We start from the raw sequence: 14,567 nt of genomic DNA, 5'->3' as shown, positions 1-14,567 counted from the left end.
CGGAACTAAACCCAGGCCGAATCAGTTAAACCGTTCAACTATTCCCTTGGTCTCTGGATCATAGGGCTTGGCTTGCACGAGTTTGACACCGAGGGTTCCACAGAACTCGGCAACTTCGCGCCCGATTTTTCCGTGTCTGCCGATTCCTGCCTCGTTGTCCCACAACAATCGCCGAGGCACCCGACCAAAGGTGGAGATCGCCTCCCACATGCCTAACAGCAAATCTGGGCGACGACGAGTAGGGATCATCAGAGCTACAGGATACTTCGACCAAGCCAACACCATCGTCAGGACAGGCAAGCGTGCCACCTTGCCGCCCCCGATCGGGATATCGACATCAGGGAACCACAGATCACACTGGGCCACGTCCCCGATTTCCCACACCAACCGGTCAGCTGGGTCCAGGCGTCGTGGCGCATATTCCGGACGGATCCGTGCCACATGATGTCGCAATGTGCGCTCAGCATAGGGCCAGCCCACCCGCTCACCGATCACCGAGGTCGGCATCGTTGGACACTCCTCCAACAGCCATCGCACCCGAGCCTCGTACTCCCCAAACTTCGTCGGTATCGTCTTGCGGACATAACGCGGCACGTGATCGGACTTCACCGCCCGATCCACCGTATTACGCGAGATACCAAGCTCCACGGCAATACGAGCCTTCGGTACACCCTCCCGGGCAAGCACCCGGATCTTCTCCCAATCCTGCATTGAAATCACACTCCACATCATTAACGAAGTGCTCACTTTTCAATTGCCGAAACTGCTCACTTTTCAATTGCCACCGACACGTCGAACCGCAGCGACCGCGATCAACGAGATCGGGGGGCTACAGCTCGCATCAGAGCTTCTTGGACATAGCGATCCCACGATCACGCGAGAGCACTACATCCGCCGCAACGAAACCGTGAACCCGGTTACCGCCAAGTTCCTCGAGCAGGCGCTCGGGAGGGCAAGCTGAGCGCGACCGGGAGGCACCAGGCTCTCCTTCCTCCTAACTCTCTACAGGTGGGTGCCATCTGTAGAGAGTTAGGAGGAAGCCTCGGCAGGACGGGGCAGCCGTAGCAAGTCCAACGGGTTGCAAACGTGGCAAGCAACCGGCTGTGAGCGGACCTGCGTCAAGGCACTAAGTTCGCCGATCATAAGCTAAGAGCTCCAGTTTGCTCGAAAAACGCGCATTAAGGCGCTCTCAGTGCTAGTGTTGCTGCATGATCCTTCTGAGCTTCACCGTGCGCAACCATAAGAGCATCCGCGACGAGGTCGCTGTTGATCTCACGCGCCCTGCGCTGAAGACCCTCCAGCCCAAGGAGGGCGACTGGGGTGCTGTGAGCTATCCGCTCGCTGGGATCTTTGGAGGCAACGCGACCGGCAAGTCTGCTGTTCTGGATGCGTTCCGCTATGCCTTCACTGCGATCAGGCAATCTGCCACCGTATGGCAGGAGGCGAAGACCATGCGGCGAGCACCGTTCAAACTTGACGGGAACTCCCGGACGTCAACGAGCCTCTACGAACTTGACCTTGTCCACAATGGACGCCGCTACGCATACGGCTTCGAGGTCGATCAAGACGGGATCAAACGAGAGTGGCTGCGCGATGTCCCCAGCTCGCGTTGGCGCACCCTGCTAGAGCGCGATCGGGAAGAGAATGTGCTCACGTTCCATCCGAGCCTTCGCACCAAGATCGAGGTAACACCCCGAGAACTCGTTCTTAGCCGTGCGCTTCTGCTGAAAGACTCATCGCTGCACCCCTTCGCTCACGACTTGGTTGAAAGCTTCGACATCGTTTTGGTCAAGGACTCTCACCGAGAAGCGCGCTTGGCGAGCCTCGCAGACTCGTTGGCAGATGGAGATATCACTTTCGGAGACCTCGAAGCACTGCTGCAAGTCGCGGACATCGGTGTCTTGAACGTCAGTATCGAGGAAACGAACATCCCAGAGAGAATCCGCCTGGCGCTCCGTCGATTCGAACGTGACCTGCGTGAAGAGAAAGATCACGACGCAGACGACGAAAGTGAGTCCGAGGAAGCAGAGAGCCAGGAGGACCTGGCGGACGATGAACTCGAGCAGGTCGTAAGACATCTCCTCTTCACTCACCGCGGGACCGCTGACGACTGCCCACCCTTCTCTATCAACGAGGAGAGCGATGGAACTATCGCGTGGCTCGCGATTGCAGTACCCGCACTCGAAGCGCTACGCCGTGGAGGACTGTTCCTGGTAGATGAGATCGACGCGAGTCTTCACCCTCACCTGCTCGAGGTGCTCCTCGGCGCGTTCGCAGACCCACTCGTCAACACACATCACGCACAGCTGATCTTCACCAGCCATGAGTCGTATGTGCTTTCGCCGCTGAGCGAGGTTCGCCTCGAGCCGGAACAGATTTGGCTGACCGACAAAACGAACGAGGGAGTGACCGAGCTGACTTGCCTGTCTGACTTCCCTAAGCACCCAGATGCTAACGTCGCGAAGCGATACCTCACGGGAAGATACGGCGGAACCCCGCGGCTTTCACCGAGCCAGTTTGCGGCCCTTGTCGACACCGGAGAGGCGCAAGACTAGTGGCGGGCGCACAGCGTGGACGTCGCGGCAGGCCTCATCGACAACCTGCGCGTCGCATCCTTGTCGTCACCGAAGGCACCCGCACCGAGCCCCAATATGTTGAGGGATTGAACCGCTACCTGCGAAGCAAGGGCGCGACGGCTATCGTGAAGCCCGTTTCGGTGGGCAAGGACCCGCTGAAAGTCGTGCAGAAGTGCGTTGAAAAGAGGAACGAAGCGGCTCAGAACGACAAAGGGTACGACGACTGCGTGTGCCTGGTCGACGTCGATGAACACCAGACGTTGCTTGCGGCTATTCAGCTCGCTGAACAAGAGGAGATCCGGCTGCTGATTTCGAACCTCAAGTTCGAGGCCTGGCTGCGATGGCACGCCGAGGACAAGCGCTCAGCCTTGTCCTCGGCACAGCTCGACGAACTCGTCACGAGGCTGGGGCTCGTCAAGGGGAAGATGCTCTCGCAGTCCTTCCCGTTCCACCAGGTGCATGACGCGTGCAAGACGGCTCGGGCCGTCGACCCTGAGATGCGACCAGGGCGCAAAGGACCAGATCCATCCTCATCCATGCCTATCCTTGTGGATCTCATGCAAGGGGTGTGAACGCGGATATGACTAGCCACACCCCGCAGGCATCCTGCGATCTGGAACTTCCCCGATGTGCCGTGTACGTCGGTGGCGGCGAGATTACAGCAGAGCGAGTGAGGCTGTGCGGGGAGGGACTCCAATGCTGAACGAGTCTGGCGATTCAATGTCGAACGAGACGCCTACGACAACTGAAGCCGCTACGTCACCGCGTTTAAAGTGGCAACCGCTTCAAGATCTGGCTCCGCATTACGTGCCATCCGTGCACGCGGGATACCTTCGTGCACTCCTTGAAGGAATCGAAGCACGTCAGGCGACGAACATTGCCTTGTCTGGGCCTTACGGTGCAGGAAAGAGCAGCATCCTCCAAGGACTCACGGACAGATACCCAGACCAGACGATTCAGGTATCCCTTGCGACCGTGCGGTCCTCCACTGAGAGCTCGGCAGACAAGGAAGTCGCGGAGCCCTCGGCCAGTGACTTGCAGAAGGAGATCGTCAAGCAGATCCTTTACGTCGTTGACCCTTCCAAAATGCCTGCCTCGCGATTTCCTAGGACCAGCAAGTTCCGGTGGTTCAAAAGCCTTGGCTGGGCACTGCTAGCAGGGGCGGCCGGTGTCGCGGTTCAATGGATCATCACGTTGGTTGTGGCGTCTCTTCAGCAAGACTCGACGCTGACTTGGCGTCCTGAACTCTACATTCCGACCCTTGTGGGCGTCGCGCTCGTCGCCCTGCTCCTCCTGCGAATCACGAACGGCCGCCTTGCGATCAGCGACCTCGCAGCCGGACCGGCCAAGCTCACACTCGCAGACAAAAGCGGCAGCTACTTCGACGACTATCTTGACGAGATCGTCTATTTCTTCCAAGTCTCGAAGACACGCATCCTCGTCCTTGAAGACATGGACCGCTTCGACAACGTCGAAGTCTTCGAAGACCTGCGCGCACTCAACGTTCTGCTCAACCACTCAGCACAACTGAACGCGGAACGACTCCACGGTAAGACGGGTAGCTTGTGGAATCGCTTCCTGAAGCGCAGACCGTGGAAGAAGGCCGAGAAACTCAATTTCGATGAACTTGAAAACTTGGAGAAGATTCCCAAAGGGTTTCATCACGGACCCATCATTTTCGTGTACGCGATCCGCGACTCCCTCCTGGCCAAGACCGTCCAAGCCACCGGAGACGTGCAACACGACGCTTTCACCCGAACAAAGTTCTTCGACCTGATCGTTCCTGTCGTCCCGTTCGTCACTGAGCAGAACGCCAGAGGAGCCCTCAAGAAAGAACTCGAGCTGCTCGCTGGCGTTCCGCTCAACGGGCCTGCGGAAGCAGAACCAGGCGCAGAGGAGCGCGCCCGAGTAGAAGGTCGGCCTTCCCAAGGCCTCGTTCGGAGGATCGCTCAGTACTTTCCTGATCAACGACAGATCCGAAACATCCGCAATGAATTTGCGATGTACAGAGACCGCCTGCTGCAACCAGGACTCCACCCCGAAGAGCTCACCCCCGATCGACTCCTCGCCCTGGTCCTCTACAAGAATCTCGAAGTCGCCGACTTCGAACTAATCCGTCTCGGAAAGAGCAAGCTCCACACTGTGCTACGACTGAGCCAGGCACTGGTTCTTGAGAATTTAAAGTGCATCAACCTCCGGCTTAGCCATCCCTCTGAAGAGGCCCAACGCGATCAGGCTGCTGCTCTCGCAGAACTGGTTCTGAACAGGACTAAGGCTCTCGGTCTTTTCTTTGAACAGGCCGTCCGGTCGTACCACACGATTAGCTACCGGCCTTTAACGCTCGAACAACTCAGCGACCTGGACCTATGGAGGAGGGTCGCGGCAGGCGAAACGATTTTCTTTAACCAGGGGAAGGAACTTGACAGGAAGGCTATTGAATCGGCTTTCTCGGTGTCGTTGTCTTTCGCGGAGTCGACGGCCGTCCCGCTCGCTGCCGAGGAACGTAAGCGTCTAGAAGCAGATCGCGAATCGCTGGAATCGGCAACCTGGCACCGGTTGTGGGAGCTCCCGCAATTCGTGCTGAGCGCCGTCTCAGATGCGTGGCCCGAGGGTCGCAGGCCGGAGCACGCGTTGTCCTTTTCACAGATTGTTACTGCTGAGGTCGGCGAGGGGCTCGCCGCTGATCTCATCGCATCGGGCCACCTGACCCAGAACTTCGCACTCCTTAGCGCTCACTTTGATGGGCAGTTCCTCGGAGTCGAGGCACAGAACTTCATTCAGGCTTCGATCGAGCAGCCCGGACGTGCCCCGCTTGCGCCAGTATCCGGGCGTGCGATCAAGGAAGTTCTCGAAGATCGCACGCCTCTCGTGCTCGAACGCTCGGGCATGGTCAACATCCATGTCCTCAACTACCTCCTTGTCCATGCTCCGCAAGAGTCGCGCCGCGTGATCGCGCAGCTTCGGAGCTGGACTAACGACGACGAAGCCTTCATCCGCGACTTCTTCAGCAGATACGGGAGCCAAACGAATAACGCTGCGCTAGGGGACGCGATCGCCTATCTCGCAAGCCTCACAAGCGAAGTGATTCGCACGATTATCAACGATCAATCCCTCTCGGACGACCGCAAGGCCAGTCTCTTCGAGGCAGCCCTGGCGGGATCTCAAAGCGAGCAGTTCTCACGCTCTGTAGCAGGCGACGAGGGGGTGCGACTCTACGCGCAGCAAAACCATCACCGGTTTGGTTCCCTTCGTCGAGACTCACCAGAGAGAACTACTGCTGCGTCGCATCTGGTTCTGTTGAAGACCGCGATCGACGACCTCGAGCCACTTTCCGTCTCAGCCCGCGACCTCTTCGTCGAACAGGGACTGTTCGCGATGACCGTCGCGAATCTGAATGTCATCGTTGGGCGCGAAGAGCCCACATGGGTCAGCTTGGAGCAGCTGAAGACTTCACCAACCGGTTACAACTCCACGTTGCCACGCATCGCGGACTACCTCGAGCTGCTCGAAGCTCAAGAGACGGGCGACGAGACGCCGAGTGCCGAAACGCCCATGGCGCTGGCAGAGATCTTGGAGGACCTACTAGCGGAGCTTGGCGAAGACGAGGAGCTGCAACTCCGGGCCGTAGCGCACAACGCACTGCCGTCCATACGTGTGCTGGACATCACGCAGAACGCACAGATTGTGCAGGAAGTACTACTCCTCGAGCATCGCGCGGAAGCCTCAACCTCCAACTTGCTGGCACGGTTCAACACCAGCGGCACGGTGACCGAAGGCATCGCCACCGCACTCCACGACGAGCCCCGGCCAAAAATCAGCGATGACACGGACCTTTCCGCATTCGTATCGTCCGTACTCCTCGCCACCGAGACCTTCCCAGAACTCCTGACAGACGACGTAGTGAGCGACCTCGTCGATCAACTACAGGAGCACTTTGAGATCCCCGCAGCTGCCTGGCTGACAGCCACACCATCGGTGTCGGTGCGCCTGATCAATGAGGAGTGGGGAGAACTGGACGAGCTTCGAGCTACAGCCGACACCGCAATTGACTGGAGCGTCAGAGAAGCTCTGCTTGTGAAACAACCCGCCCCTGACGCTTCCGAGATTGGCGAGCTCGTCAGCCCCAACGACGTCACCGCCTTCTTGGCGAGCGAAGCGATTGATGTCAACGTGCGGGCCTATGTCGGTGACTATCTCAGCAGCCTTCTGACCACAACGCAGGCAAAGCAGAATGCCAATGCAATCGCGACATTCTTCAGCGAGCGAAGCATCGGCCTCGGTCTCAATGAAATTCACGCGCTCGCAATGGCCGGTGCTTCGCGAGCAAGCCTGGTTGCACTGCTGAACACGACCGAGGCTCAGAACGCATTCGCTGCTGACCCGGCTGCGACTCTCAGGACCTTGGGCGGCAAGTACGCAGCAATCGTCGATATGGCTTTCGCATCCCCGAAGTTCACTCCTACTGTTGAACACCACAGCTTCTTGTCCACTCTGGAGAAACTCGGCATCGTACGACGTCTCCCAACCAAAGCCGACGGCATGCTCCGTATCAGGCGCGTCAAGTAGCAGGTTCCGAATTTCCAACATGATCAGCTACGACCTACACAAGCTCGGATGGCGTGCGTTCCAAGATCTCAGCGCGGTCGTCCTGCAACACGCGCTGGGGCAAACCTTCCATACCTTCGCCGATAGCAACGACGGCGGCCGCGACGGCGCGTTTTACGGTGGCTGGCTGGCAGGGAACCTTGACTCGACCGCGACCCTCCCGAGCAGCTTGACTGATGCGGCAGCAGTGGTGGCACAGTGCAAGTTCAGCGCCTCTGGCGTCGGAACACTGCCTCCCAGCGGCCTTAAAGATGAGTTGGTGAAGGCTGAAAAGCTGCACGCTGAAGGCCATTGCGATGCCTACATCTTGATGACCAATCTTCGAGTGTCAGGCGACACCGAAGCCTGGCTTCGCTCTGAACTTGCTGATCGAGGAATCGATCAGGCGATGGTCCTCGACGGAAACTGGATCTGCCAGCAGATCGCCACACGACCGGTTCTACGCAGGTATGTCCCACGGGTCTACGGGCTGGGCGACCTCAGCCAGATCCTTGATGAGCGACGACTTGCGCAGGCCGAAGTGCTACTGGCCAACCTCGGACAAGACCTCTCGACATTTGTTCCCACAGCCGCCTATCGACAAGCAGCGGACGCACTGGCCAATCAGGGGTTCACGATCCTGCTCGGAGCGCCCGCAGCAGGGAAATCCACCATCGCCGCCACACTGTCGGCTGCCGCACTGGACGAGTGGGGCTGCGGTGTGCGCAGAGTCGACTCAGCCGCGGAACTCATCGAGTCTTGGAACCCACACGAGCCCGACCAGCTCTTCTGGGTCGACGATGCCTTCGGGGCGATCCAACACGATCAGCAGCTGACTGATCAATGGTCGCGGCGTCTCGACCAAGTGATGACAGCCATCAGTAGCGGAGCAAAAGTCATCCTGACCAGCCGTGACTACATCTACCGTGAAGCGCGCCGTCACCTGAAGGACTACACCTACCCGCTACTTCGCGAGCAAGCTGTGGTGGTCGATGTGGAGCAGCTTTCGGAAGAGGAACGTCGCCAGATTCTCTACAACCATCTACGAGCCGGGGACCAGCCCGAGGGCGTCCTAAAGAACTGGCGGCCTTACTTGCAGAGCGTCGCTGCTTCGCGAGCATTCCAGCCAGAGATTGCTAGACGCCTGGGGCGCAAGGCATTCACAAGCCGGATCCAGTACGGCGGACAGCTGCTTGACTACGTTCAGCACCCGCTCGACTTCTTGACCGATGTACTCAATCAGCTCGAACCGGCCGCTCGAGCGGCATTGGCCTGCGTCTACCTCTCGGGTGACGGGTTACCTTCTCCAGTCAAACTATCCGACCAGCAGGCGGAGACGGTCACTCAACTGGGAGCTACAACACCGGAGGTCATGCGGGCTCTCGGACATCTCAACGAGACCTTCTTGATGTTGCCAACTGATGCACACGGTGGTGCAAAGTGGCGCTTCCGGCACCCGACGGTCCGGGAAGGCTTCGCAGCTTCGATCGCAGATGACCCGAATGTGGTGCACATCGTTCTGAGCGGACTCACTGACGATGAACTTGTCAAACAGGTGGATTGCGGAGGGACCGAAGCAGGCACACTGATCACAATCCCAGCGCACCTCTACCCAGACGTTGTCGCAAGGACACCGCTCGCCCCCGCATTAGCAAACGACACCTGGTACAGCCCGCTCGCATCGTTTCTGAACCATAGAGCTTCTGATGATTTTTTGAGCCTGTGGGCTTCGAGCAACGCAGACATGCTACCCGGACTCCTCAAGTTTGAGTCCTACAGGAGCGCTTCCTGGCGGCCTACACTGCTGGCGCGACTGCACACCGCACAGGTACTTCCGCAGGGTTTGCGCGAACGTGCGGTAGAGCTCCTTGAGCGTCAAGCAGTTGAAGACTTTGAAGCCACATGGCTTGACTCCGACATCGTGGAGCTCTTCACACCGGCCGAACGGCAAGCGCTTCTCGACAGGTTCGCCAACGAAGCACTACCTCTGATCGATTACTTGATCGACGAATCTGCTGACGGGTATCTCGACGATGTAGGTCCAGCTGAACGATACGAACACGCACGCGAAACGGTCACCGCATACCTCGAGGCCTTTGAGGAGGACATGCGGGACACCGGGCGCCTAAACGAAGCACTCAGTGATATCGAAGTTAAAGTCGCTCAAGCCGAAGAGAGCTTTGAGCCCAAGACCAGCGAGTCCTTTGCCCCAACCAAGCATCCCGCGACGTCCCCGACCCGGCGAGACCAGTTCGACGATGTCCACGTAGGGCATTGATTGTCACTCCTGAATGCCGGTCCAGATAGTGATAGGACAGGAGGCCCAGATCGCCCCAGAGCAAGAACGAAGACTCGCGATCCGCGCTCTCAACAGGCAAGCTCTCAGTTCTTCTGCTGTCACGTTATAGATAGTGTTGCGTGACACGAGTAGGACGTCCCCAGTGGCAGCGATCCGAAGCGCCCCGGATACATGTCAACCGCCTCCCGGGCACCGCAACTGCCGCACGCCAAGCTGCCTCGCGGGCCGCACGGAGCGGCGAGATTCTTCCCATTCGCAGGGGCCTGTACTACCGGGGAGTGAAGACTCGGTACGGCATGACGCATCCCCGCGTGGACGAAGTCGCTTGGGAAGTGCTCGGTGAGATCGGCAGCGGACCGACGGGGTACTCCGCTGCACGTGAGTGGGGTGTGACGACTCAGATCCCGGCGTTATTTCATGTCGCAACTCTCTGGCCGACGGACCCGATCGTGGGCGTGACGCAGCACTCGAGGCGAAACAGAGAACGGGCAACGCTCACCCCGAAAGAGATCGCCCTCCTCGAACTGCTACGAGCGCCCGACGTTTGCATCGAAGCCGGATGGGGTGCTCTGGTCGAGCGAGTCCGGGACGCGTTCGACCAGAGCAAAGTGCTGATGGCGCTCATTGGTTTTCCCCGGTTGTGCTCATTGAAATTCCCCAGGCCGCGGTCTCAGATTAGCGTATGTTGATGCCGGTGGTGGCTCGTCTGAGTTCGTCGGCTTGGTCGGTGTGGTGACGGAGGCGGTAGGACGGACCATCGAGAGTGATGACGACGGATCTGTGGAGGAGTCGGTCGAGCATTGCGGCTGCGACGGTAGTGTCGCCCAGGATCTCTCCCCACGCGCCGACGGGCCGGTTTGTTGTCAGGATGATCGAGGTTTTTAGGTAGCGTTGATTGATGACCTGGAAGAGCGCGGAGGCGGCTTCTGCGGGCAGTGGGAGGTAGCCGAGTTCATCGATGATGAGGAGTGAGGGGCCGGCGAAGAATCTCATCATTGTTGACCATTTACCCTCGATCGCGGCCCGGTGGCAGCGTGCTGCGAGGTCAGCGGCGGTGGTGAAGTAGACCCGGTACCCGGCCGTGACTGCCGCGTGCCCAAGGCCTGCAGCGATATGGGTTTTACCCGCTCCGGGCGGACCCACGAGTAAGACGTTGGTGGCATTGTGGATGAACCTGCACGTTCCGAGCTCGTGGAGGAGGTTGCGGTCGATGCCGGAAGCATAGTCGACATCGAACGCGTCCAGGGTGAGCCCGGAGGGGATGTTGGCAAACCGGAACCTGCCAGCTAATTGCCGTGCTTCTTGAGCGCTGAGTTCGATCGCGAAGAGCTTTTCCAGGGTCTGGGTCAGTGTCAGCTCTTGGGCTATGGCCTGGTCCATGGGGAAGAGCGTCAAGGGTGGCAGACAGTTTCAATGCCGATAGGTGTTGGCGTAATTGTTCGTAAACAATGTTGGCTTCGAGTGTCATGACAGGGTGTTCCTCCCTCGTGCGATCGCTTCATAGATTGATAGGTCAATGATCTGAGCCGGTTCAGCAGACCGTGTGGGGCCGGTGAGCTGGGCTGCTGCGGCACGAGAGCGTTCTCCGGGTGGGATGCGCTCTTTCTTCCGGTGAGCCCGCCCTGGAGGGGCAGAGGCTAAAGCGAGTGTCTCAAGAGCAGTCACGTGTTGGGATTGCCGCACCGTCATGCCCAGTCCGTCTTCGTGGACCGTGTGCTGAGCGATGGTGGCGCCTTGGGCAGTGGTGATCAGGATTGATTTCTTGCCCAGGCGTGCTGAGACATTCACAGTGCCGAAGACGAACTCCGGCGGGACAGAATACCTGTTGCCTCGCCACTCAATGAGTGCTTGACGAGAGACTTGACGCTGCTCGACAACCACAACAGGAAACATCGTCACCGGCACCGGCTGAAGCCGCTCGTGACAGAACAGGCTTGTGGGGGTGGACCATCCCGTCTGTGTTCGGCGTTGACGTGAGTCCTGAGATTCAGCGAAGGACGTCAACGATTGTTGGGCTTGCTCGAGAGTCAGATCATCGGGCAGGGTGCGCCACCAGCGTTGGGCCAGGGTGTGGTTGTTCTTCTCCACGACACCTTTACGGTTTCCTGACCGCGGCCGGCACGCAACGACTTGCACTGCGAAGTGTTTAGCAAAGGCCCCGAAGTTAGCGGTGACATCATTGCTGCCAGGTTTGATGACCTGAGTCATCCGGTCGAATCTCCACTGACGGCTCACCCCGCCAAGTTCAGTCACAACAACGGTGATCGCATGCATGAGATGAGCCTGATCAAGGGAAGGACAGATCACTGCTCGCCATTTCCCCGAAAAGGGCAGCGACCCCACCAGGACATACGCGGTCTTCCTGGGGAAAGCCCAACCGGTAGGTGGGTCAGGAAGTTCAACCCAGTCGAACTGAGTCTCCTCGCCCGGCGGGTGCTCGATGACAGCGTTCGCCCTTTTGGTGACGTGAGCACATGCCTGACAGGCTGGCCGTAAGCCACGGGCACGGACCTGGCGTGTGAGCGTTTGATACGAGCCAGGAAATCCCAGACCGAGCAGTTCATCAAACAAGGTCTGAGCGAACAGGTGGGGATCCTCGATCAATCTCGCAGATACGTATTCCACAAACGGCTCAAACGAGCTCTCGGGTTTCTTGCGTTTGCCAGGCTCTTGCTTACCGATCAGATATGACCGGATGGTCTTACGGTCTCTTCCAGTGATTCGGGCGATCTCACTGATAGAGATTCCCCGACGATGTAATGCGTGGATATCCACGGCTTCCTCCTGTGTCAACATAGAGACAGGGCCTTCCTCTAGCTCGTGCGTGGTCGAATACCACTAGCTTCGAGGAAGGCCCGCCCCTATGAACGGAAGCGGCCCCGGGTGGGGAAATTCAATGAGCAGAACTGGGGAATTTCAACGAGCGTCATCAGTGCGCGAGGGAGTTCTCCGTGTTGCTGTCGCCGGGGAACGGAACGTCGCCACGCGGGAGAGCTTCGACAGACTTGTCGCCGATCTGACTGCCAAATGAGGGCACCAGTTCGGAGCGGGTGGACGTGCTCCGAACAACGACTCGTTTACGAAGAGCTCATCGAAGTGAACACCGCCGCTGGAAGAACGCTCCGTGCCTGTGATGTCTTGTCGGGACTAGGGTTCCCGGGGCGTACCTGATCGGAACGGATCCCGATCGCGACCCTTCCATAAACCCCACGTAAACCCCCGAGGAAGGTGCGGAGACCTACTAAGAGCGGTCAAGTCCCTTTGAGTGGTGTAGCCGGTGTTCCTTCGGTTCTTCAATTAGTGGTTAGGCGGTCAGTTCGAGAGGATCGTCGCTCACCTCGTCTGTGGTCTCGGGAAGCATGTGGAGGCGGCTTCTGGCGAGAACGTCGAGGCTGAGGTAGCGGCGCCCTTCGGCCCATTCATCGGTCTGCTCGGCCAGGACCGCACCGACCAGGCGGATGATCGCCTCTCGGTTGGGGAAGATCCCCACCGAATCGGTGCGGCGACGGATCTCGCGGTTGAGGCGCTCATTGGGGTTGTTGGACCAGATCTGGGCCCACACCCCGGTCGGGAAACCGGTGAAGGCAAGGATATCGGCACGTGCGCCGTCCAGATGATCGTGAGCTTCAGGGAGCTTATCGCCGACGTAGTCCAAGAGCCGGTCGAATTGGGCGTGGACACTGGCTGCGTCGGGCTGGTCGTAGACCGAGTGCAGCATCGCTTTGACTGCCGGCCAGTAGCTCTTGGGGCACACGCTCATCAGGTTCGCGGCGTAGTGCGTGCGGCATCGCTGCCAGGACGCACCCGGCAGGTTCGCTGCGACCGCCTCGATCAGGCCCGCATGAGCATCAGAAGTCACTAAACGCACGCCGGTCAGGCCGCGTGCGACGAGGTCGGCGAAGAAGGAGTTCCATGCCGCCCCGGTCTCACTGGTCGCAACCCGCAGGCCGAGGACTTCACGCCTACCATCGGCATTGACGCCGGTAGCGATGAGGACGACCGCGTTAATCACACGCCCGCCCTCGCGGACCTTCATGGTCAGCGCGTCAGCAGCGACGAACGTGAACGGGCCGGCCTCATCGAGCGGGCGGTGACGGAACTGGTCCACGTGCTCGTCCAGGTCAGTAGCCATGCGCGAGACCTGCGACTTCGACAGGGAATGAATACCCAGGGTTTTCACGAGCTTATCCATCCGCCGAGTGCTGACGCCGGCGAGGTAGCAGTCAGCCACGACCGTGATCAGTGCTGTTTCGGCTCGTTTTCTGCGCTCGAGCAGCCAGTCGGGAAAATATGTGCCCGATCTGAGTTTTGGGACAGCAACATCCACTGTGCCGACCCGGGTGTCCAGGGGCCGGTGGCGGTAGCCGTTGCGCTGGGTGCGGCGGTCGGGGCTGGGCTTGCCCCATTCCGCCCCGACCACGGCATCGGCGTCTGCTGAAAGCAGGGCGTTGATCATGGCCTGCAGCAGATCGCGCATCAAGTCCGGGGATGCTTCGGCCAGGGCTTCACGGAGCAGGCCTGCAGGGTCGATAATATGAGGAGCGGTCATCGTGGCGATGTCCTTTCGAGTGGGAAGTAGAGAGCTTTCTCGAAGGATCCCACGGTGACCGTGTCCACGTCAGCAACGACGCTCACGACCACCCCGGGGGCTACACCACTCTAAGGGGCACTACTGAACTCAACTCCGAAACGATCACGATAAGTATCGATGAAAGCGATCATTTCGTCCGTGGCCGGTCGAGTTCCTTCGCGAAAAATATACTCGCAGCTTTAAGCACCTCGTTAGCCTTGCGCAGCTCAGCGTTCTCACGCTCCAGTCGTTTATTCTCTGCGGCTAAGTCGGTCGTCACGCCGGGCCTTTTACCGTGGTCGACTTCGGCCTGCCGGTGCCAGGTTCGCAGGGCCTCTGCGCCTACCCCGAGCAGGTCCGCGACATGACGGACCGCGGCTGTGCGAGTGGGGTGATCGGGAAGAGCCTCGGAAACCATCCGCACCGCACGCTGCTTCAGTTCGGGGTCATACTTTCTGGGCATAGTGTTCCTATTCTGCTATAAAGCTCGGAACTAAACCCAGGCCGAATCAAACCACCACGCTGTCGTCAGCAAACC

Annotated in this window: 9 protein-coding genes and 1 pseudogene; 5 read left to right on the top strand and 5 right to left on the bottom strand. The window is 59.2% G+C overall.

Going from position 1 to position 14,567, the window contains the following annotated elements; translation table 11 throughout:
* Positions 1-21: 21 nt before the first annotated feature.
* Entirely contained in the window at positions 22-711 is a 690-nt protein-coding gene (locus H2O75_RS05725; RefSeq protein ID WP_259365333.1) for a DDE-type integrase/transposase/recombinase, read from the bottom strand.
* A 67-nt stretch (positions 712-778) separates the two neighbouring features.
* Between H2O75_RS05725 and H2O75_RS05720 the strand changes: the two genes are divergently transcribed.
* From H2O75_RS05720 to H2O75_RS05700, 5 genes are all read left to right on the top strand, one after another.
* Positions 779-961, top strand: a complete 183-nt coding sequence (locus tag H2O75_RS05720) for a site-specific integrase (RefSeq protein ID WP_220462702.1) — start codon at positions 779-781, stop codon at positions 959-961.
* A gap of 247 nt (positions 962-1,208) precedes the next feature.
* A complete protein-coding gene (locus tag H2O75_RS05715) occupies positions 1,209-2,555 on the top strand; it encodes an AAA family ATPase (RefSeq protein WP_182169472.1) in 1,347 nt (448 codons plus the stop codon).
* Positions 2,555-3,148, top strand: coding sequence for an RloB family protein (locus H2O75_RS05710; protein WP_182169469.1), 594 nt, complete (start codon positions 2,555-2,557; stop codon positions 3,146-3,148). Before H2O75_RS05715 ends, H2O75_RS05710 begins: the two co-directional genes overlap by 1 nt.
* A 124-nt stretch (positions 3,149-3,272) precedes the next feature.
* A complete protein-coding gene (locus tag H2O75_RS05705; RefSeq protein WP_182169466.1) occupies positions 3,273-7,142 on the top strand; it encodes a YobI family P-loop NTPase in 3,870 nt (1,289 codons plus the stop codon).
* Positions 7,143-7,161: 19 nt separating this feature from the next.
* On the top strand, positions 7,162-9,438 hold the full coding sequence (locus H2O75_RS05700; RefSeq protein WP_182169463.1) for an nSTAND3 domain-containing NTPase: 2,277 nt from the start codon (positions 7,162-7,164) through the stop codon (positions 9,436-9,438).
* Positions 9,439-10,134: 696 nt separating this feature from the next.
* On the opposite strand, the gene istB is transcribed toward H2O75_RS05700, so the two are convergent.
* From istB to H2O75_RS05680, 4 genes and pseudogenes are all read right to left on the bottom strand, one after another.
* A complete protein-coding gene (gene istB, locus H2O75_RS05695; protein WP_182169460.1) occupies positions 10,135-10,839 on the bottom strand; it encodes an IS21-like element helper ATPase IstB in 705 nt (234 codons plus the stop codon).
* 84 nt (positions 10,840-10,923) lie between these two features.
* Positions 10,924-12,234, bottom strand: a complete 1,311-nt coding sequence (istA, locus tag H2O75_RS05690) for an IS21 family transposase (RefSeq protein ID WP_220462701.1) — start codon at positions 12,232-12,234, stop codon at positions 10,924-10,926.
* A gap of 529 nt (positions 12,235-12,763) precedes the next feature.
* The gene (locus H2O75_RS05685) at positions 12,764-14,008 is read right to left on the bottom strand and encodes an IS256 family transposase (RefSeq protein ID WP_182169453.1); all 1,245 of its coding nucleotides are present in this window, start codon (positions 14,006-14,008) and stop codon (positions 12,764-12,766) included.
* A 181-nt stretch (positions 14,009-14,189) separates the two neighbouring features.
* Positions 14,190-14,492, bottom strand: a pseudogene (locus H2O75_RS05680) (transposase); the annotation flags it as partial.
* Positions 14,493-14,567: the final 75 nt, after the last annotated feature.

Source organism: Flaviflexus equikiangi, from assembly GCF_014069875.1.
Lineage (GTDB): Bacteria > Actinomycetota > Actinomycetes > Actinomycetales > Actinomycetaceae > Flaviflexus > Flaviflexus equikiangi.
This window is presented reverse-complemented; position numbering and strand designations above follow the sequence as displayed.

Coding starts and splice junctions, on each gene's coding strand:
- H2O75_RS05685 (WP_182169453.1), bottom strand. CDS start 14,008: ATGACCGCTCCTCATATTATCGACCCTGCAGGCCTGCTCCGTGAAGCC.
- H2O75_RS05705 (WP_182169466.1), top strand. CDS start 3,273: ATGCTGAACGAGTCTGGCGATTCAATGTCGAACGAGACGCCTACGACA.
- H2O75_RS05715 (WP_182169472.1), top strand. CDS start 1,209: ATGATCCTTCTGAGCTTCACCGTGCGCAACCATAAGAGCATCCGCGAC.
- H2O75_RS05725 (WP_259365333.1), bottom strand. CDS start 711: ATGCAGGATTGGGAGAAGATCCGGGTGCTTGCCCGGGAGGGTGTACCG.
- istB (WP_182169460.1), bottom strand. CDS start 10,839: ATGGACCAGGCCATAGCCCAAGAGCTGACACTGACCCAGACCCTGGAA.
- H2O75_RS05700 (WP_182169463.1), top strand. CDS start 7,162: ATGATCAGCTACGACCTACACAAGCTCGGATGGCGTGCGTTCCAAGAT.